The following is a 20,527-nucleotide window of genomic DNA, read 5'->3' as shown; positions in this document are numbered from 1 at the left end:
TAAATTGACACCCTGATTAATGCTTGGTGGAGAGGTGGATTGACAAGATGGATTCTTTTTTGCCTAAATGTTGGTTAACCCGCCCCTACAGGATTTTTCCTGGACTCCATAGCCCAATGAATGCGTGCGCGAATACTTGGCTCTTCTTCCTGGTGGGTAAGCTGCTGGAAGTGATTGAAGATCGGTTCGTGGAGGTTTGGATCGACTGTTTCACTCAGAGAGCCTAACCCGACAACGGCGGCATAGCGCACGACCCATTCTGGATCTGCGGTAACTTGAAATAGGGTTTTCATGACCTGTTGTTGAGCAGCAGCTACTTCAGCAGAAGGCATTTTGTACCATTGGATCGTACCGAGTCCCCTGGCAGCTCCGCGACGGACACTCATCGAGAAGTCGTTCACAGCAGCGTCGAGGAGAGTTTCTAAGGCTTGAGGATGGCCAATTCCAGCCAGGGCACGAATCGCCCAAGCTCGCCCCCCGTAGTTATAGTCATCAAGAAGTTCCAACAGGTCATTGACAGCTAAATCTCCGAGGGCAATTAAGCCATCAACAGCGGCAACGGCGGCTCCAGGGTTGTTGAAACTGAGGACTTGAATGAGGGTAGGGGCAGCTTCAGTGATTTGGGCAGCAGCGAGCTGTTCGACGGCATCAACCAGGGTATCGGAAGAGTCGGCTTTGTCAACGGCTTCTAGAAGGCTGGATAGAGGGGACATTTCAATTAAAAATGAGAAATTTAAAAATGAGAAATTAGAAATTAAAAATTGTTAGAGCAAAGAGTCCATGAGTATCATGAGGTCGATCGCCGTTTGGCTCGGAGACTCTTGAGAATCGCTGGCTTGGAGATGATGCTCTAAGAGTCCTTTGAGGGAAATGAGTTTGAGGCTATTTTCGGCTAGGGTTTGGGAGATCGCCTCAGCAGCAGGTAAATAACCGATCGCGCCTAAATCGGACAGAACCGCGCGGCGCAGTTGGAGTTTATCTCCTTGCAGAGCCGCCACCAGGCGATCGCCATATTTCCGGTCTCCCGTTAACTGATAGAGGGCACGGGCAGCTCCGTATTGTTCGATTGCTAAGGGATGATTGAGAAAGGGTTCAATGTAGGGAATGGCTGCTTTCACCCCTAAAATTCCCAGGGTTTCGATTGTGGCATTGTAGGGTTGAGCCAGATGGGGACAACCGGGAATGGGTTGAGCTGCCTCTAGTCCACCTTCGAGCAGGTTTAAAAGTTCTGGAATAGCCGCGTCAAAGTGGCCCAGATCGAGATCTTCTCCAAGTTCTCCTAGGGCTTGGGCTGCTGTTTCCCGGACATAGAAATCCGGGCAATGGAGGCATTCTACCAATGCCGGAACGACCCTCGGTTCCGCCAGTTTACCCAGGGCACGGGCGGCATTGCGTCGTAGAGCATAGCCCCCTTCTGGAGTGCGATCGCTTTCATCTTCTAAAGCCGCCACCAGGGCATCAATGGCTTCCGGTTCTTTGACTCGGAACCGCCCCAGCCACCAAGCCGCATAATATCGCTCTCCTTGGTCTCCCTGGAGTAGATTAGTAATGGCCTGGTCTACCGTCAGTTGAGGTGCTCCAGAACTGGATGAGGGGGAATTAATCATGGCCAGGGATAGAAAGACAAGACATTTAAACACAACTATGCCCGGAACTCTAAACAGATGTCAGCTTTTGACATTCACCTATCTAAAGTTCCGGGCCCTATTGCTCAAGCAATAATTAGCTTAAAGCATTGATGGCATAGTCAATGTAGCCGTTAGTGGTGGTAGCACCTTCTCCGGTTAAACCGTGATTAGCTTTGATGTATTTCAGCGCTTCGATGTACCAACTGGGGGACAGTTCAAAAGTCCGGTTGATTTCATCGATACCAGCAATCAGATACTCATCCATGGGGCCAGTACCATTAGCGATTAAGCAGTAGGTAATCATCCGCAGGTAGTAGCCGATGTCACGGGCGCACTTGTCTTTACCCGTTTGAGAAGAAGCATAGGTTGGACCTTGCATTTGAGTGGTGTAAGGAAATTTGTTATACACCGCTTGAGCCGCTCCGTTAATGAGCTGGTCTTTCTTCTGAGTCAAGGCTTTAGCTGCTTGAATGTAATTATTAGCTTTTTGGAAGCGACCAAATGCGGTTTGGATTTCGCTGTTGCTCAGAAAGCGACCTTGGGAGTCTGCAGCAGAAACTGCTTCAGTCAGAGGGGTTTTCATTGTTGATGTATCTTCCTACGAGTTGTTTTGCAAAAGTTTCAAAAATAGAAATTTTGAAGCAGAATCAAGACCAAATGGGATCTATGAAATTCCCAATGGTGAAATTTAGCCTACTGAACCAGCAGCTTTATCGAAGTATCCAGCAATTTCGGATACTAGGGCGGAGCAATCACCAGGGGTGATTCCATTGCGGTCGTTAACAATAGCGATCGCTGCATCTTTCATTTTGCCTACGCCTACAGCTACGGAAGTACCAGGAGTTCCTAGAGCTTGGTAGGTTTCACGTAGACCATTGAGACAACGATCTTCGAGAACGCTGGCATCTCCAGTGAAAACCGCGTAGGTTACATAACGCAGGATGATTTCCATATCGCGCAAGCAAGCAGCCATACGACGGCTGGTGTAAGCGTTTCCACCAGGAGCGATGAGCTGGGGCTGTTCAGCAAATAAGGAACGAGCTGCATTAGCAACAATAGTAGAAGCACTGCCGGTAATCCGGTTAACGGCATCCAAGCGTTTGTTGCTATCAGCAACCATGGCGCTTAGGGCATCAAGTTGGCCATCGGTCAGGTATTCGCCTCTAGCATCAGCCTGAGAAACCACCTTTGTGAATGCATCGAACATTGACTAAATCTCCTATTTAAGTAGGTCTAGATTCTGGTTACAGAATCGGTTCAACAAGTGCAAGCTGGTCAAGCTACCCGGAAAGACTTGAACAACAGATCCAAAACCATAACTTGGGATTCTCGATTCAGTTTACCTGAGTTCAGGTTTAAGTCCACACTCTCAGACCTTTTTGAATAATCTGAGAAGCTTGGGGCTTTGGATGAGAAAGTCAAAAAGCACTGGAAACCTATGCTTGGGTTTTGGTTGGCCTGTTATTTTAGCCCTCCACTTAACTCTTATACAATGTTGTTGGGTCTTAATTTGTTACATATTATTAAGATTTTAATCTCTGCTATCAAACACCAAAAACTGGCACCCGATCCTTCGAGGAATGCCTGTACAATTCGGTTTTGCCGAACTCCTGGGGTATCGACAGACAAGCCTAATCGATCTGATGCTCCTGGCTGGGTCTTTATTCTTCTGAAATTGGGGGTTAATGGGGTAAATTTCGTTCTAAATCAAACAGAAAACCATGGATATACTCCTCCGTCCACTCCGGGCCATAAAACCGGGTAAACATTCCCCTGGCAGGATCTTTTTCTGCTCGATAGCGAATGTATCTCAACTGAGCTTGTTGGATTTTTAGCAAGTCTTCTTCGCCATTGATGGGTTGAGCCTCTTTCACAAAGGTGACGTAAGCAGCCAAGTAGTCCTCAAATGCCGCCAATACTCGCTCTTCAACCACCTCTGTTTTTTGAGGACGAGTCCATAAAAAAGCGGGGGAGAAAAAGGGTTGTGCTTCTTCCGGAAAGTCTCCCCCCCAAGGTAGATGCTCTTGATGAGTTTTAAAGAGGGGCAAAATGGGTTTAGTGTATTTTTCCTGATAGGAGGGATCATCCCGAAATAGGGGCTGCATGTCCAAGGCAATCAAATGGCCTCCCGGTAAGGTGACTAAATCCGCGCCAAAAAACGGTAAGTCGTAGTTGAGATGGGGAAAAATGACAAAATTGAGAACCTGTAGGGCTTCTCCTCCTTGGACATGAGCGGCGCGAATTTGACGCAGTTTGTCCGTTTGAAAGGCTTTGCTGGTAGTCAGTACCTCGGATTGACGCTGTCCTTTACCCACCGTAGCTTGTTTGGATTCAAAGCCTTGGGGAATGGGATAGGGTTCTAGGTCTAGGTGTTCTTCCAGATAGGCGATCGCACGATCTAAAAACGGTTGATATAAAGTACTCACCATAGGAGTTGCCTCGATTTCATACTCTTCTGTTTGGGCTTCCTACCTGTTTATTGGGCACTCACCGCTAAAGGCTTTGCTTCAGAGAACAAAAACTCATACAAAAACTGCTCTGACCATTCATGGCCAAAGTAGCTACTAAATAAGCCTGATGCGGGGTCGCGATCGGCGCTATACTGATCGTAATCCCGTTGGGCGCTGCGAATTCTTTCGATTTCTGTCGGATCGGTTGACGGTTTAGCCTTGCCGAGTAACTCCCAATAGAGATTTAAGTAATCTTTATAGGCTTCAAACACCTCAGTTTTTACCGTTTCGGTATCCGTTTTAGCAAACAAGAGATATTGGGAGAAATATTGATTAGCATCATAAAACTTCATCTCTAAATTTTGCGCTAAATCACTGTAGCGATCGCGCACTTCTTTCATCGGTTCAATATACTCTTTTAAGTAGTCTGGATCGCGAAAGAGGGGCTGAAAATCCATCACCACTAAATTTTTCTTAGATTTCCCAAACGAGAGAAAATCAATTCCTAGCAGCGGTAAATCATACTCGTAACTGGGATAAATTACACTATTAAAAACCTGAGACGCTTCACCCCCATCAATATAAGTGTAGCGAATTTTTCGCAGTTCCGGGCTTTGATAACACCAACTTTGAATCGTTGCCGGATGCTTACCACGAGTACTCACCTGACGTTCTAGACCTGGGGGAATCGGTTGACTTTGTAAATCAAACCGCTCAAATAACTCCTGTTCTAAAAAATCCATAAAAGGTTTATACATAAGATCCGGACTCATTACACAACTGTTAAACCTTAAGCGTAAAACAACTCAACCAACTCTGTCTCCCCTACGATCCACAAAGACACAATCCTTAACACTTCTGAAGGTCTCAGGAGATACCTTGCCCCTCCAGAGCGATCTATGTACCATGATCAAAGTTATCTGTCGATCATCAATTGAGTCTCGATCATGCGCCCTATCCGGCTCTTCTCTCTCATTCAAACCTTTTTCAGAATCTGGAAGGGCATTCTAGGAGTTTGTCTTATTACCATCATTGTATCTGGACTCTTTAGTTCTCCAGCCTTCAGTCAGATCTCCATCTTCCCTACATCAGATCCCGAACAATCACCCTCTACTCTGGGCTGGAATATCAATCAAATGTATGATTGTGGCAACATTTTATGTAGTCCAGTGTACTTAGATGGCCAATTCTTGTTTGCTGTAACCTCTTTGCCAGAAAATCAGCTCAAGAGTGGAGATCAATACATTCTTTCAGCAGAAGAACGATCTAAAAATATTCAAAATACCCTCTATAAAATTATTCACTCTAAACAAGACTATGACCAACAACAGGCAAAAGAGAATGGGACTTATGCTTCGTCTCCCATTAAAATAGAGGTCGGTTTTTTGTTTGGTCAAACCGTGGTTTTTTTGCCCGATCAAGAGGGTTTGGTCTCTCGCAAAATCGTAACCATAACTGAACTCGATGCTCGCTACTCAGAGCAACAAATCTCTGCCTTAGCAGAAGAATGGAAAAGCATTATTGAGCAACAACTCAAAAAATCGATATACGAACGTCAAAAATTATTACAGCACCCCTTTCAACCCGTCAAAAAAATAGCTCAACGGCTGCTGTGGATCATCTTTATTAGCATCTCTGTTTATGCCATCTATCGATTAGTGAAAGCTTGGGATCGTAAACTACGGCGCACTCTTGAAGAACTCGATCATAGTATCCAATTGAATCCAAAATCTGGGGCTACTGAGATCGATAGAAACGCTCAACAATCACCGTTATCTGAACAATTAGAATGGATCTTAAAAGAGGATATGAAACTGCCTATCTTTTGGCAGCAAATCAATACCACCACGACCCAATTAGAATCCATGTTGCACGCTTTACCTCAATTATTGCTTCAGCGCCGCACATTAATCAAACAACAGCGTAACTTCCTTAACTTAATTTTGCAATTACTCTTAGCCGCACAATTTCTGATTTGGGCTTGGGGAGCAGCAGCGTTAGTCAATACCTATCCCCAAACTCGTAACTATCAACATTTCTTTGTGCAATTGAGTCTGAGTTTACCTCTGGTATGGGTTACGATCATTATCGTTAATAAACTGGGGGATTTTTTGATTGAATGGTCTCTAAGTCGATGGGCTAGATATTCGGCACGCCAGGAATCAAGTTCTTCTTCGCGGTATGCCTTAAGATCTAATACTTATGCAACAGCTCTTACCCAACTAACAACCTTTATCTTTGTGACTATTGGTTTGCTTATGACTTTGCGGATATTAGGTTTTTCTCCGGCCATACTGGCTAGTTTTGGGGTGATTGCGGTAGCGCTGAGTTGGTTTTCTCAAAACACACTTCAAGATTTGCTCAATGGTGCGCTGATTCTCTGGAATGACCGTTATGCAGTTGGAGATGTGGTGGATATTAACGGAGTGGGTGGACTGGTAGAAAAGTTGAATTTGTATCTAACTCAGTTGCGGAATTTGGATGGAGAAGCGATTACGATTCCCAATGGCTCGGTGGGTATAGTCCGCAATATGACGAAGGATTGGTCGCGGGTCAATTTTAGTGTTGTGATTGCCTATGATGCAGATTTAAATCGGGCGATGGAATTAATTGAACAAACTGCCGCAGCGATGAGACAAGAACCGGGGTGGGATACTCTCATGACGGAGGATTTACAAATGCTGGGGGTGGATGAATTGTCTCACCAAGGGGTTTTGATCCGTGCCCTAATCCGAACTCAACCGATTAAACAATGGGATGTGGCTCGTGAGTTTCGTCGGCGACTGAAATTAGTTTTTGAACAAGAAGGAATTGGTATTGGAGTGCCTCAACACGTCTTTCGGGTTCAGAATCATTCGTCTTTGTTTTCTTTAGGGATACAACCAAAGGAATAATTGATCAGTCTGAAATGAGAACTGATTCAAACGATCGCTCGCTCAAGCAGGAGAGGCTTTAGTCTGCTCAAGAAAGCGATCGCCCTGCTGACCAGGAGACCCTACTGATACATTACTCTCCTACTCTTTCAGCATCCTCGGTTGACATCCTCCCCTGGCTAAAGCCGAGGGGATTCCTAAACCTCACGATTTAGGTTTCTGTTTCTTTGCAGTTGCCTTCACAGATTTACTCTGCTCTGGTCTTACACTCGCTCCACAGACTGACACCGCAAGTCCTGCGGCCAAGATATTGCGACTGGCATTGATATCTCGGTCATGGTGTATTCCACACTTAGGGCATTCCCATTGCCGAACCTTCAACGGCATTTTTTCCACCACATGTCCACAATTACTACACCGTTTTGAACTCGGAAACCACCGGTCTATCTCGATATAGTTCCTGCCATACCATTGGCATTTGTACTCCAATTGTCGGGTGATCTCTCCCCAACTTGCATCAGATATCGCTTGTGCCAGCTTCCGGTTTTTGACCATATTCTTAACGGCTAAGTCCTCAACTACTACCGTTTGGTTTTCACGCACCAGTTGAGTGGTCAGCTTATGTAAATGGTCGCCTCGGGTATCGGTTATTTTCTGGTGAACTCTAGCCAGTTTTATTCTGGCCTTATATCTATTGTTAGAACCTTTCTGTTTTCTCGATAAGCTTTTTTGAAGTCTCCTTAACTTACGGTAGTGTTTCTTTAGAGGTTTAGGATTAGTCACCTTATTCCCATCACTGGTAATTAACAAGCTACTAATTCCTAAATCAATACCTACTGCTTTATCGTTGACAGGCAATGGTTTAATGGTGGGGTCATCAAATCTAATGGAAATATGCCAACGTCCTGACCGATGGAGTTTTACTGTCACCGAACTGGGCACACAGCCCGATGGAATTTGACGAGACCAGCGAATGGCTAAGGGTTCTTTACATTTAGCTAAATAAACTTGACCTTCTTTGAACTTAAAGGCCGATTTGGTAAATTCAGCGCTACCCCCAAGGTGTTTTTTCTTGAAGTTGGGATACTTAGCACATCCGGCAAAAAAGTTGGTAAATGCGCTTTGTAGATGCCTCAACCCTTGTTGCAAGGGGACACTACTCACGTCATTTAAGAAATCTAACTCTTCTCGTTTTTTCCAGGCGGTCAACAGTAAAGAGGTTTCTTCATATCCTACTCTTTCTTGCCGTTCATACCAAGCCTGAGTCCTTTCGTGGAGAGCTTTATTATAGACCAGCCTTACGCAACCCAAAGTTCGCCGCAATAGCGACTCTTGCTCTGATGTTGGATAAAACCTATAGTTGAATGCTCTTTCCATAAAAGACTATTTGACTATTATTTACATTATAGCCCCTTCAATGTAAGACCGGCAAGTTAAAACATGCTATAACCGATTTTCCAAAACAGCAGCCACCACGCGATGATCCTCATCTTGGGAGAGTGCTTGTAAGGCTTCCTGAGCTGCTTCTGAGTCAGCAAACTGTTGGAGTGCCCAAGCGACTTTGCGACGGATGCGCCATTCGGGTGAGGCGATCGCCGGTAATAGGGTTTCTAAGGCTGCTTGTTGTTTGTGGGTATTGACTAAGCAAGCGAGTCCTTCGATGGAAGCTTCAATAACCGTAATATCTTCGCCGTCTAAGCCACACAGACAAACTTCTAATAGTGCTTCTGGATGACCGAGGTCAGCAAGAGCAGCAATGATACTGCGACGGAGCAACCAATGGTTATCTTGATGGAAGGCGATCACCAAATGGGAGATGGCGACTTGACCGGCGTAGGAGAGGGAGTTGGCAGCTTCCGATCGCACGTTGGGGTCTGGGTCTCGTTTGAGCAGTTCCAGCAGGGCAGGAAAAGAGTCGGGGGATTGTTTGCGCCCTAGTCCCATGGCAACAAAGGAACGGACGAGAAAATCGGGGTCGTTGATTTTACTCATCAGCAAGGGGACTGCATCTTCACTGCTATAGTCTTTGAGGGCGGTGACGGCTTTGAGTCGGTCTTGGGAATTGGAGCTGTTGAGGGCAGTTTGGATTTGATGCAGTTCCATGGGGGTTGGCAAGCTCTTGTGTTACGTTTCTTAAAATTTTAACCACAGACTCCAATATTTGGGAAGATGATAAGTGTTGCAAAATGCCCAACTGAGTGTTAATACCCTAATTGAATCCCTATGTCTGAATCAAACTCTACTCAAGCCTCTCCTCAAGAAATTGAAGAAGTGATTCGTGAATTAGAGCAATATCGTGAACGTCTAGTCAATGATTTCTTGGGCGCTTCTCGCAAGGCTAAATTCTCTAAAAAGCAAGCTTTAGACGATTTGGCTAATCATCAGGAAATCCTTAAAATCGATGAGGCACTTCAGGAATTGCGTGGGAGTCAAAATTAATCGAGTTTAGAGGGGATAAATAACCTCAATCCCCTCTTTATGGTTTGCTAGTTTAATTGTTAGAAAGAGATCATGTTAAGTCCTGCTGTTCAAGAATTAATTACTAAAGCCCAAATTGTTAGTTTTGAGAGTTGGATCTCGGCCGAAAAGCCGGACGTGATTCAGCTGTTTGAACAGGCTAATCAAGAGCGCCAATATTTAACGGACGATCAGTTAAGGTATTTAGCCAGTCAAGCAGAAGAAAAAGGAGAATGGTTGAATATAGCCAAGGAATTGCGCGATCGCGCACCAGAGATTATCGATCGGGCCAGGTTGCTGGTCTTAGATCGGTTTCCTGAAATTACGCAACCCGGGGGGGCATTATATCCGGAAAAGCGGGCGGAAAATTGCTGGCGGGATTTTTGGCATTTTTTGCGCTGTATTCATTATGGAATCGCTGGCCAATCGCCCCAGTATACTAATCCAGAGGGATTGCACTATATGGATTTGTTGTATCAGGAGTTAGCGGTTCCTTTAGATGCCATGGTGACCGGTCTGGAAGCGATGAAACAAATGGGTATTGAACGGTGTGGTGGGAATAAGAAGACTGAGTTGTTGCCCTATTTCGATCATTTGATCGATCGGCTTAAAGGATTTGATGGCTATAGGAAGTAAAGGAGGAACGGACGTGTCCATGGATCGATTTCGATATTTCTTTGATTGTTGTGTGGGGGAATGGGTGACCGAGCGGACTTATCACTATTTGACGGTTCAGGAGGTGGAACGATCGCACACAGAATTCGCGATCGCTCCCCTATCAACCGCAGCCAAAACCCAAGTTCTCAAAGATAATCAACGTCCAGAACTCGATAATATCGAATCTTTATGTGGGTTCCATTTAAGATTTGATACGGTCTCGGAAAAAGGGGAACGGGTTTCCCAGCAACTTAATATGCTGTTTGTCCCCCAGGAGGAGACCTCTGGAGTGTTGACAGGGGATTATTTGCGCGATCGCGCCTATGAAGAAGCCGCACCCAAGGTCGCCCAATTCCGTTTTGATCCCCAAACCTTGGAATTATTAATGACCACAAATTATACGCGTATAATTTCCGTAGATTCGATTACCCTAATTAACCCCACTCTCAGAATTCGGCGCATTTTTAATTACCATCGCCCGGCAGAAGGATACCCCCTCGATCAATTGGCTCTTGTAGGGTTTGGAGTAGAACAAAAAAAATAGTGTCCTCCGAATAGGATAGTCAAATGACTCATATTCTGAGAAAATCAAACAGATTAGTCACATTAAGGGGCTGAAACTTTACAATTCTTCATAGTTTCCGGGCCGACCCTCAGGATATAAATGAGGAGATGGAAACCGGAAAGAAACTTGAAGAAATTGGCATAAAGTCGGAACATCAGCTTAGTCCGAGGAGTAAGCGTTTTCTGCACAGAAATGTTAAGTTTCTTAGCGTTTTTAAACGTCCTTCCCAGGAATTCACCCTTTTGTAGACCCTCTTTTGAAAGGAGATTAGAATAAATGCCTTTTGGACCCGCGTCGGAATTAGGAGTTTCTTTATACGAAGAAACCGATCCCATTGAAGTCTGGCCAGGACGATCGGATGAGGAAGTAGAAGCCGTCATTTGCGCAGTCTACCGCCAAGTCTTAGGCAATGCCTATGTCATGGACAGCGAACGCTTGAGTATCGCTGAATCTCAATTCAAGCGGGGAGAACTCAGCGTTCGTGAATTCGTACGTCAAGTGGCAAAATCTGGCTTATATCGCACTCGTTTCTTCGAGTCTTGCCCTCGCTATCGTGCAACGGAGTTAAACTTCAAACATCTTTTAGGCCGCGCTCCTAATAGCTATGAAGAAATGAAAGCTCATAGTGATATTTTGGATCGCGAAGGTTTTGAAGCAGATATTGATTCCTACATTGATAGTGACGAATATCAAGATACATTTGGGGAAAATATTGTCCCCTATGTGCGGGGCTACAAAACCCAAACCGGTAAAAACATGGTGGGCTTTACCCATATGTTCCAACTGATGCGCGGGCCCAGCAGCAGCGACTTCAAAGGTAGCTTGGCTGGCAATCGTCCTCGGTTGAATAAACTGGTGATTCAAGGAACACCAACCGCCGTTGTTCCTCCTTCGGGTGGTGTTGGAGGTTGGTCTTTCCAAGATTCTACTTCTAGCGCTCGGACTCGTCTGGGAGTAGGCGCGACTGAAGGTGGAAAAGTTTACCGGATTGAAGTCACGGGTTATGGTTCCCCAGGAGCAGTTAATCGGGTGTCTAAATTCCGTCGCAGCAACAAAGTGTTCTTGGTTTCCTTTGATGAACTCTCTAAGACCTATCAGCAAATCCACAAACAAGGAGGTAAGATTGCCAGCATTAGTGCTGTCAATTAATCCTGTCTTTGTGTGATCGATAGGTGGCAGTAGGACAGATACCGTTCTACTGCCGGCTTTCTATGGAGTAGCCTAGGCAACGAAAATGCTTTCGGCACTGTGTAAGGGTGGTGGATAGGGACAATAGGGCGATCGCCTAAAAAACGAAAAAATAATTGGATCTTATGGGACTAGAAGGAAAAGCCTTACATGAACCAATGGTGCGCCTGCAAATTGAGGGAGGTAACTCCCCCCATCAGCGTCGCGTCCGGTCTGGGTTAACTGTGCGCCAAAGTCAATTATCTCAGGCGATACAGCGGATTCACCGTTCAGGAGGTAAAATCCTAGAGGTTCAACGAGTCACTCAAAAGCTAGAGAAGGCTGAGACCACAACGGAGCATCAAGCGATCTCACAATCTTTCGAGTCAGTGAGGACAGAAGTATCCCAAAATCCTGAACCGGTGGAAGTCGAACTCGATCCTCCAATCGCTCAAACCTTTAACCCTCAAGCACGTGCAGTTACAGAGCCGAAACCTTTCTCTCCCGTTTATTATTCCTTATTTCCGCAGCGAAAAGTTGACTGGTCGAGGATACCCCCTGTGCGTCGTCAGCGCATGAAACCTTCTCTAAAGCGTAAACAGCTATACCGAACCTTATCTCCAGGAAAGCAAAGACGGCGATTTTTCCGCTGTCAACCTTTGAAAAGACGGCGGTGACGGTAAGGGTGATATTTTAAGTTGAGATTATGGATCTGAAACAATTTGTAAAACAGTCAATTGGGCGATGGAGATCGCAACGCAGTGCCCATCATTTAGCCTTCGCTCATTTTGAAAAAGTGCGATCGACCATCGACATTATGGCCCTAGACCCCCAAGATCCGGGAGTCCTAGAGGTGTGTGAATTATATAAGATCGATCCAGCCAGCATGGAATCCCCATTTAGGATGACTTGGGAAGGAGAATCGGATTGGGATGAAGACGATTGGGATAAAGAAGAGGAAGAAGAAGAAGAACAGGAACTCAAGGGATCGTGTATTTTAGTCCCCATTCCTGACTCTGAGTCTCCCCAGAACGGCAAACTCCTACGCGATCGCGGTTATGCCGAAACCATTCCGGCGATCGGTCACTATTCTCTCAATAATGAAGGCATCTTTACCTTAATCACTGAATACGATCGGGCAGCAGCCGAAGAGCGGATTTGGTTTGCTACCCCTAATTTACGCTTTCGGGTTTCCCAGATTAAAACCCGTGATGGCCAAGGCGTAACCACCGCTTCTTTTTCTTCTGAAATCCGGTCTCTATCCTCCTAAAGCTTGAGACTGTTGGGCAAACCGTCAATTTATCCGCGATCCCCATATAGATAAAAACCACAATTTAAGATATAATTTGGGGATCGTAAAAAACTTGTTATGGTCATCAATTGCCAGGTACACCCCTAGCCAATCGCAATTTCCGTCCCTGGCTAATTGTCTCAAACCCCTAGAATAGAAAACTGTTCCATGACCTCTAGTGTATCTGTATCCTCTTCTCAGGAACTGATTAGATTCGCTCATTGGTTAGCTGGAGATTTTAGCAATCATCAGCAAGCCTATAACCACCCCACATTATATGCGCATATTCATGTCTTGTGGCGACCTCTGCCCTGGGAATTTTTTCAAGGCATTGGGTTTTATTCAGAGCAAGTCTATGACTACGATCTCTGGAGTCCATACCGTCAAGGCGTACATCGGTTAGTCGATCGAGGCGATCGCATCTATATCGAAAACTATAGTTTACAAGACTCCATCCTTTATGCGGGTTCAGCACGAGAATTAAGCATTCTCCAGACCATTACCCCCCAAGTCATCCAACGGCGCTATAACTGCTCCATGGTTTTCCAATGGGATGGAAATTGCTATCGGGGATCGGTAGAACCTGGAAATAAATGTCTCATTCATCGCAAGGGACACCAAACCTACTTGGTTAGTGAAGTAGAACTGACAGAAACCACTTGGAAAAGCCTGGATCGGGGGATGGAGGTGAAGACCCATCAGCAGATTTGGGGGTCAACAGAGGGAGCCTTGGAATTTGAAAAGATAACCAGTTTTGCCCAAGAAGTACCCACCGAAAATCTAGGACTGTAAACCTCTTGAAAATGATGAAGGATAAACGAGTGTAACAAAAAATAAACCTTAATCCAAAATTTGCTAAAATGGCTAAAGATACATCAAACAATCGTACCCAATATTCAGAGTCAAAAATGAAGTTAGGAATTTCTATTACCCCCACTGGAAAAGAGCTACTGAGCGAGATGGCTAAAATCACGAAACTATCCCGTTCGGAATTGGTAGAGCGGCTTTCTAGGGGGTATATCAGCATTAAAAGTGAGCTGACGAATACGATTCTAACTTTAGACTTTGAGACCAAATCAGGGGATGCCAATGCTTCAAAAAACGAATCCAAGTTTCCGGCACTGAAAAATATTGCAGTTAGTCAAGTTTCATCAGCAGAAGCCCCCCCCACTTCAGCCGAAGTTGCTGAACTGAACCAAGCTTTGGCAGAAAAAGAGCAAAACATTGCGACACTAAAGGAAAAGCTGACTGCTTACCAAAAACAGGCATCTGAAGAGTGGGTGCTAAAGCAAACCGTTGCCGAAAGAGAATACACGATTTCTGAGTTGCAAGCCCAAGTGAAACAGCTTCAGCAAACCTATGAGACTCATCAAAGCAAAGCTGAAGAAAAAAAACAAGAAGAGATCGCTGCTTGGCAGCAAAAAATAACTGAACAAGGACAAACGATTGCTCAGTTACAAGCTCAAGTTAATCAACTTCAGCAAACCCATGATGTCCTGAAAAATACCACTGTCCCCAAAGAGCATTACGAAGCGATTCAAGCCCAGTTATTAGAAGCTCAACAACAGCAAGACCATCAGAGTCAGAATCAGTCTATCTCTGACCAAGAGTATGAAGCTTTGGAGTATAAACTGCAACAGCAATACCAAGTTGTTGACAGTTTACAGACACAATTACAAAGTATGAAAACGCCCCATGCAAAGGAAACTCAATTACGATCGCAATTGCATCTCCAGCAGGAAACGATCCAATCCTTAGAAGAAAAAGTGCATCGCTTGCAACAAGTTTCGGCGATCGGTGAATATCACCTCAACCGGTGGCGCAGTCATAGCTTTTAAACCAGTAGGGGCGAAGAATTTTTCGCCCCTACTATGCTAGACAATCGCTTGATATTTCTTGTCCATCTCTTCCAACTGCTTTGGAAGGACACACCGGCGTTCTGAGGCATAACTCATTAAATTGACCCCATTGAGCATTTTCACAGTACTCACACGCACGCGGAAATTATCCGTAATAAACCAAGCCCTTTCTTGTCCTTGATTGCGCTCATACTCCGTCTCAATGGTTAATACCCCATCCGTCGCAAAATGGTATCGTCCAATCACCGGGATGCCCTCAACATAGCCTCGATTTCGCAAAAAATAGCCTTGGCGAGGATTATCTGAATTAGGAATATCCACCAAAACCGCAGCATAATTGGGGTTAGGTTCTTGCTCGGTATCTAAGTTGTCTTGCCACATAAAACTTGCTCCCCCAGACGCTGTAGCCGGATCGGTCTTATTGATCTCACAAAGCTCTACCACTTTAGGATCATTGGGGCCAAAAACTTGGACAATAAGATTAGAAAGTCCAGACTCATTAATCGTAGAGTCAAAATGATGGACAGTGCGCTCCGAATACCAAACTCCTTCACTTTTGCGAAAGAAGTCCATCATCGTCATAGGATGCTGAAGTAACATGAATAGTCAAACCTTCTGTTGTCAGATCAATCGGCAGATGTGGTTTTTAATTAAGAAAAGTTAACAAAACTCTAAGTCATGTGCCCTAAAATTTTAGGATAAATCAAATTGGTTCATATTCGTTCGTTAAACATGGTGTATACAGAGAATGGCGATCGCACTCCAGAGCAACTCGGACTGCATCCCGGAGCAGATCGACCCGGAATAGACGCTATGCAAATGGATTTATCCGGCATAGACTTAAATCAAGCCAATTTAGCCACCGCTAACTTGATTGGTACAAACCTGAGTAGAGCTTCCTTGAGTGGAGTCAACCTAGAAAGGGCGGATCTACGAGGGGCAGATCTACGAGGAGCCAACTTACAGGGGGCGAACCTCAAAGGGGCGTACTTAAATCGATCCCAACTGCAAAGTGCCAATTTAACCGCAGCAGTTTTAGAGGAGACTAGACTAAAACTGTCCCTCTATGACAGTGGAACCCTTTGGCCAGAAAGTTTTAACTATCAGAAATCAGGAGCAGTCGGACCGAAAGCTAGTTTAGCTGGAGTATTTTTGAATACAGCTAATCTTCGAGGAGCCGATCTACAGGGCGCTAATTTGCGCGGTGCTTATTTGAGTGGAACAGACCTAACTGAAGCCAATTTAGAAGATGCCGCCTTGAGTGGAGCCAATTTACAAAAAGCCTTTTTAACCGGCGCTAATTTACGTAACGCTCTCTTGAATAATACAGAATTGCAAGGGGTAGACTTTCGCTGCGCCGATCTCACGGGAGCCAGTTTTGACCAAGTCCAGAATATTGCCGGAGCCGACTTTAGTCAGGTCAAAGGTTTAACTGAAAAAGCTCAGAGCCTTCTGCGTGGACGGCAAGCTCAAGAATTAGGCACTTGGAACCCCTTTACACGCCGTAGTACGGCTGAGAGCTTAGGCATTACATTTGGATGAATAGGGCATGTAGAGGTGAACGGCTGTTCGCCCCTACCGGTTTGTCAGGACATGGGCGCAAAGTGCTATACCACCAATCCCTGAATGGTCATTGCCCATTCCCTATTCCCTTCATGATTCATTACTTTCCTCCTTGCTCGACTTAATTAGTTTTACGATCGCCAAATCATTAAATTCCTCAGCAAGAGTCAAAACTTTTTCAGCAAATACCTTGTATGTGGGATGCCGTTCGATTAAATTCTTGGCTTCTTGTTCTACTACTTCAATATCACCAATCCTTGCTGCTTTCAAGATTGCTTCTAACTCCTCTGAAGCAGGAAAGATCATTTCTTCATTTTTAGAGTCTTCTCCATCTGTTGCCCCTTGATACACCCACTCCAGTTGCAAATGATGCTGTAATTGTTCCAATAACTGGGGCAATTGAATCGGTTGGGGTAGAAAATCATTACTACCGAGTTCCATGGCGCGATCGCGATTTTGCTCATACACATTAGCTGAAGTAGCAATCACGATCATCTCTTGAAACTCTCGGTTTTGGCGCAACTGGGAAATTACCGTCCATCCATCCAGAATCGGCATCATTAAGTCAACAATCATCACATCAGGATGTAGCTCACTGGCTTGTCTTAGAGCTATGTCACCCTGTTGAGCCGCAAAGATCTTAAAGCCCAAAGGTTCAAGCAATTTAGTAAAAATATCCAGATTATCCAAGCGATCGTCAACAACCAGAATACTCACGGGCTGGTGATTAGAATAGCCGGTAATGTGGTCAGCCGAGGTTTTTGGCGTGAGTACAGTTCCGTCTCTTTCTCCTAAAAGCAGATCCAGTTCAAAGTAGAATGTACTTCCTTCCCCGTATACCGATAGGACTTGCAATTGAGACCCCATCATCTCTACTAATTGTTGAGAAATAGCCAATCCCAGTCCGGTTCCTTTTGCCTGTCGTTTCGCTTCTCCAACTTGCTCAAAGGGTTGGAAAATCTTTTCCATTTGTTCGGGGGTCATTCCTGCACCCGTATCGATCACTTCAAAGCGGATAGTTGCTGTTGACTCGGATTGACTGTTCTTTTGAGTGTGGCTTCCTGCTTGCTTCTGGACGGACAGGGTAACAGAGCCGCGATCGGTAAACTTAATGGCATTATTGAGGAGATTGAGCAAAACTTGGCGCAATCGCTTTTCATCAACCACCACTTCTTCTGGGAGATCGTCGGAAAAATTCCATGTAAACGGTAAATCCTTTTCTGTGGCTTTGATCCGGCAAATTTCGGTAACCCCGAAGAGTAGGGTGGAAAAATGAACCGGTTCGGGGAATAGGTCGAGTTTTCGAGCCTCAATTTTGGAAAGGTCAAGAATATCATTAATTAACTTGAGTAAGTGTTCTCCACTTTGTTGAATGACAGAGACACTTTTTTTATCGAAAGAGTGGATAGTCGCAGAGCGCTTGAGAATTTGGGCATACCCCAAGATGCCATTGAGGGGAGTTCGCAATTCGTGACTCATGTTGGCGAGGAATTCACTTTTGGCTTGATTGGCAACATCAGCCGCTTCTTTGGCCTGTACTAATTGTTGAGTGCGCTTCTCTACTTTGGCTTCTAAGTTTTTCGAGTAGTCGGAGAGATGTTGGTTGGCAATGAAGAGTTGTTGATTAGCGATCGCCAGTTTTTGCTGCTTATAAGTATTCGTCGTTATAATTGAACTAAGTACAAAAGCGGCCAGGGGAGGCATCACCGGAATCAGGATGCCGAGCAAGAAGGCTCCATAGGCCCCAGCCAACAACCCTGTACTCCACAGAATGACGCTCCACAACACATTCCCTCCAGGAAGAGTCCGATTTTTCTGCTCACCCCAAACGATTACCAAGCAGAGTCCCGCACTTCCCAACGAGGCCCAAAGTCCGATCCAAAGTGCTTGCATACTCCCTGTCCATCCCTTGATCGAGGGACGACCCTCTAAGGCGCTGCGAATGATTTGACTGATAATATTGGCATGAACCACCACGCCTGGAGTCAGTTCTTTGGTTTCTAACCAACTGGTACTATAGGGCGTAGCAAAGAAATCATTGGTACTTGGAGCGGTTGACCCAATGAGAACAATGCGATCGTGCATTAAGTCAGGTGCAATCTGACCTTGGAGCACATCTCGCAAGGCGATCGTCGGAAACATGGTCGTTGGCCCTCGCCAGTTGAGTAAAATTTGATAGCCACCGAGGGCTTTTTTGGAATAGCCTGCCTCTCGATGCTGTAGGGGAGTAAAGATGGCAAAACCAAGTTGGAATTTGAGCTGTTCTGGATCAAGCATTTTTAAGGTAATGTCCCGTTGTTCCAGATATTGGATCGCAATATTGGCTGCCAACCCATCTTTAATTGCGCCTTCTTCTTGGTTATCAGTTGTAGAGAGTAACGCACGGCGGATGTTTCCATCTCCATCTAACGTCAGATCGGCAAGGGCAACTCGATCCAGGGCTTGTAAAATCGGAGGGGGTTCGACACGATCTCCAATAATTTTTTCCACTCCGATGAGGTTGGGAGTGCTACCAAAGACCTCTTCGAGTTCCGCATGTCCTGGTTCTTCGGGAATATTGCGATAGATATCCAACCCAATCATCGCCGGTTGCTGGGCGCTAATTTGTTGGATGGCTTGGGCTAAGAGGCGATCGGGAATCGGCCAGTTGCCTGCAAATTTAATATCTTCTTCATCAATAGTGACAATAACAATGGTCTCCTCCATAGATTCCTGGGGCCGCAAGCGAAAAAATAGATCCCGTATGCCCCATTCCAACAGATTGAACATGCCTAAGAGATTAATCGCGATCGCACTCGCCGATACACTAGAAGCAATGATGATCAGGCAAAAGTAAAGTCTGATTGATGCTTGGAATCTTGGCAACATAGTTCAATTCATTATTAATTAAGCAAAGGTTACCCGACCCTCACTGATTTGTTTGGCAGTGCTTCTTCTAGTCGGCACTTTCCTATGAGGATTTCTCCTTATAATTGCCAACTAATTCGCTTTTTTTCTTGCTGCTGTAAGTATTTAATTGTGGTGTTATAGACAAGAAGATATCTCTCAAAGCGTTGCTTGAGTCTTGTTCTTTATTCAGGGTTTAGGAGTATTCGGATCTGGCGTAATCTTCTTACTGTAACTCCTGAATCTGGGCATTTAGATTTAGTAAGCTGTTGGAATCAGAGAGGCTTTAGTTAGTTTTGATAAGTTCACTGAGTCTAACAACTCTGTCCATTCTGCCACCAATTCAGGATTAGTGGGATTAACCACTTGTAAGGCTGCGAGAATAGCAGCACAGTCATACCAGACTCCATTCTCTGCTAAGATTGAGGACTGCTGTAAACGGGTTTTGCCTTCGAGCGATCGCGCCAAGTTTTGAGTTGGCGCAATTCTTTTCACCAAACCATCAACAAACGGCGTGTTGGGAGATAATCCTTGGTCCAACTTAAGGGCAAAATACCATTGATAGAGTTTACCCACTTCCAATTCAGGCGCATCTTCAGGAAGCTGAATGGCAAGAATTCCACCTTTTCCAGAGACCGGAATTGACGTAGTATACAGAAGCGTTTTATCCTCATCTTTGAGAGAAAAGATTCCTTCTCCTCCTGGGAACTCAGGCACATAAACCAAAATCATAGGATGGCTTGATAGAGTCGTACCGTAGAAATTCTCTGGTAACACAGCCACCATAGCTGATTGTTCAAGATAGTTCTGCTCATTGCGAGCTGCTCCCCCTGCTGCTTGACTCGGAGAACTATTATCTGAAGGAGGAATAAAACTACCTCTTGATGCTCCCCCTGCTGCTTGGCTTGGAGCGCTATTATCTGAAGGAGGTGTAAAGCCCTGACGAGATGCTCCTCCTGTAGATTGACTGGGTGCGCTATTGTCTGAAGGAGGTAAGAAACTACTCCTTGATGCTCCTCCCGTGGATTGACTGGGTGCGCTATTGTCTGAAGGAGGTAAGAAACTACTCCTTGATGCTCCTCCCGTGGATTGACTGGGTGCGCTATTGTCTGAAGGAGGTAAGAAACGACT

The 20,527-nt window shown here is 45.2% G+C and carries 21 protein-coding genes; 10 read left to right on the top strand and 11 right to left on the bottom strand.

What is annotated here, in order from left to right; translation table 11 throughout:
• Positions 1 to 74 precede the first annotated feature (74 nt).
• From J7545_RS02825 to J7545_RS02800, 6 genes are all read right to left on the bottom strand, one after another.
• Complete coding sequence (locus J7545_RS02825; protein WP_318701615.1) at positions 75 to 713, bottom strand: HEAT repeat domain-containing protein; 639 nt, start codon at positions 711 to 713, stop codon at positions 75 to 77.
• 51 nt (positions 714 to 764) lie between these two features.
• Positions 765 to 1,607: a HEAT repeat domain-containing protein gene (locus tag J7545_RS02820; RefSeq protein ID WP_318719106.1), complete on the bottom strand. Its 843-nt coding sequence runs from the start codon at positions 1,605 to 1,607 to the stop codon at positions 765 to 767.
• A gap of 115 nt (positions 1,608 to 1,722) precedes the next feature.
• Entirely contained in the window at positions 1,723 to 2,211 is a 489-nt protein-coding gene (gene cpcA / locus J7545_RS02815) for a phycocyanin subunit alpha (RefSeq protein WP_318701613.1), read from the bottom strand.
• Between the two features lie 105 nt (positions 2,212 to 2,316).
• Complete coding sequence (locus J7545_RS02810; protein ID WP_318701611.1) at positions 2,317 to 2,835, bottom strand: phycocyanin subunit beta; 519 nt, start codon at positions 2,833 to 2,835, stop codon at positions 2,317 to 2,319.
• A 475-nt stretch (positions 2,836 to 3,310) separates the two neighbouring features.
• Positions 3,311 to 4,057 (bottom strand): phycoerythrobilin:ferredoxin oxidoreductase, encoded by a 747-nt coding sequence (locus J7545_RS02805; protein WP_318719105.1) that lies wholly within the window; start codon positions 4,055 to 4,057, stop codon positions 3,311 to 3,313.
• Positions 4,058 to 4,104: 47 nt separating this feature from the next.
• Positions 4,105 to 4,836, bottom strand: a complete 732-nt coding sequence (locus tag J7545_RS02800; protein WP_318701607.1) for a 15,16-dihydrobiliverdin:ferredoxin oxidoreductase — start codon at positions 4,834 to 4,836, stop codon at positions 4,105 to 4,107.
• 189 nt (positions 4,837 to 5,025) lie between these two features.
• On the opposite strand from J7545_RS02800, the gene J7545_RS02795 reads away from it, so the two are divergent.
• Positions 5,026 to 6,972 (top strand): mechanosensitive ion channel family protein, encoded by a 1,947-nt coding sequence (locus J7545_RS02795; RefSeq protein WP_318701605.1) that lies wholly within the window; start codon positions 5,026 to 5,028, stop codon positions 6,970 to 6,972.
• Positions 6,973 to 7,155: 183 nt separating this feature from the next.
• Here the strand turns inward: J7545_RS02795 and J7545_RS02790 are convergent, their stop codons facing one another.
• Positions 7,156 to 8,328, bottom strand: a complete 1,173-nt coding sequence (locus J7545_RS02790; RefSeq protein WP_318701603.1) for an RNA-guided endonuclease TnpB family protein — start codon at positions 8,326 to 8,328, stop codon at positions 7,156 to 7,158.
• Between the two features lie 66 nt (positions 8,329 to 8,394).
• Positions 8,395 to 9,054, bottom strand: a complete 660-nt coding sequence (locus J7545_RS02785) for a HEAT repeat domain-containing protein (RefSeq protein WP_271940503.1) — start codon at positions 9,052 to 9,054, stop codon at positions 8,395 to 8,397.
• Positions 9,055 to 9,174: 120 nt separating this feature from the next.
• On the opposite strand from J7545_RS02785, the gene J7545_RS02780 reads away from it, so the two are divergent.
• The 8 genes from J7545_RS02780 to J7545_RS02745 all read left to right on the top strand — a co-directional run bounded on the left by J7545_RS02780 (position 9,175) and on the right by J7545_RS02745 (position 14,926).
• Positions 9,175 to 9,390, top strand: a complete 216-nt coding sequence (locus J7545_RS02780) for a hypothetical protein (protein ID WP_318701599.1) — start codon at positions 9,175 to 9,177, stop codon at positions 9,388 to 9,390.
• 72 nt (positions 9,391 to 9,462) lie between these two features.
• Positions 9,463 to 10,044, top strand: coding sequence for a hypothetical protein (locus J7545_RS02775; RefSeq protein WP_318719104.1), 582 nt, complete (start codon positions 9,463 to 9,465; stop codon positions 10,042 to 10,044).
• Between the two features lie 19 nt (positions 10,045 to 10,063).
• Positions 10,064 to 10,609 carry a phycobiliprotein lyase gene (locus tag J7545_RS02770; protein WP_318719103.1) on the top strand — a complete coding sequence of 182 codons (546 nt, stop codon included), beginning with the start codon at positions 10,064 to 10,066 and terminating at the stop codon, positions 10,607 to 10,609.
• Positions 10,610 to 10,906: 297 nt separating this feature from the next.
• A complete protein-coding gene (locus J7545_RS02765) occupies positions 10,907 to 11,779 on the top strand; it encodes a phycobilisome linker polypeptide (protein WP_318719102.1) in 873 nt (290 codons plus the stop codon).
• A 164-nt stretch (positions 11,780 to 11,943) separates the two neighbouring features.
• Positions 11,944 to 12,474, top strand: a complete 531-nt coding sequence (locus tag J7545_RS02760) for a phycobilisome linker polypeptide (protein ID WP_318701594.1) — start codon at positions 11,944 to 11,946, stop codon at positions 12,472 to 12,474.
• A 29-nt stretch (positions 12,475 to 12,503) separates the two neighbouring features.
• A complete protein-coding gene (locus J7545_RS02755; RefSeq protein ID WP_318701593.1) occupies positions 12,504 to 13,067 on the top strand; it encodes a phycobiliprotein lyase in 564 nt (187 codons plus the stop codon).
• A gap of 189 nt (positions 13,068 to 13,256) precedes the next feature.
• Positions 13,257 to 13,880, top strand: a complete 624-nt coding sequence (locus J7545_RS02750) for a chromophore lyase CpcT/CpeT (protein WP_318701592.1) — start codon at positions 13,257 to 13,259, stop codon at positions 13,878 to 13,880.
• Between the two features lie 68 nt (positions 13,881 to 13,948).
• Positions 13,949 to 14,926: a hypothetical protein gene (locus J7545_RS02745; RefSeq protein ID WP_318701591.1), complete on the top strand. Its 978-nt coding sequence runs from the start codon at positions 13,949 to 13,951 to the stop codon at positions 14,924 to 14,926.
• Positions 14,927 to 14,962: 36 nt separating this feature from the next.
• On the opposite strand, the gene J7545_RS02740 is transcribed toward J7545_RS02745, so the two are convergent.
• Positions 14,963 to 15,547, bottom strand: coding sequence for a phycobiliprotein lyase (locus J7545_RS02740; RefSeq protein WP_318701590.1), 585 nt, complete (start codon positions 15,545 to 15,547; stop codon positions 14,963 to 14,965).
• A gap of 132 nt (positions 15,548 to 15,679) precedes the next feature.
• On the opposite strand from J7545_RS02740, the gene J7545_RS02735 reads away from it, so the two are divergent.
• Positions 15,680 to 16,489: a pentapeptide repeat-containing protein gene (locus J7545_RS02735; protein ID WP_318701589.1), complete on the top strand. Its 810-nt coding sequence runs from the start codon at positions 15,680 to 15,682 to the stop codon at positions 16,487 to 16,489.
• 111 nt (positions 16,490 to 16,600) lie between these two features.
• Here J7545_RS02735 and J7545_RS02730 read toward each other — a convergent pair whose 3' ends face one another.
• Both J7545_RS02730 and J7545_RS02725 read right to left on the bottom strand, forming a co-directional pair.
• Complete coding sequence (locus J7545_RS02730; RefSeq protein WP_318701588.1) at positions 16,601 to 19,378, bottom strand: CHASE2 domain-containing protein; 2,778 nt, start codon at positions 19,376 to 19,378, stop codon at positions 16,601 to 16,603.
• A 276-nt stretch (positions 19,379 to 19,654) separates the two neighbouring features.
• On the bottom strand, positions 19,655 to 20,527 hold an 873-nt coding region (locus J7545_RS02725; RefSeq protein WP_318719101.1), incomplete at its 5' end, for a DUF928 domain-containing protein.

Source organism: Roseofilum sp. SBFL (genome assembly GCF_017746885.1).
Lineage (GTDB): Bacteria > Cyanobacteriota > Cyanobacteriia > Cyanobacteriales > Desertifilaceae > Roseofilum.
This window is presented reverse-complemented; position numbering and strand designations above follow the sequence as displayed.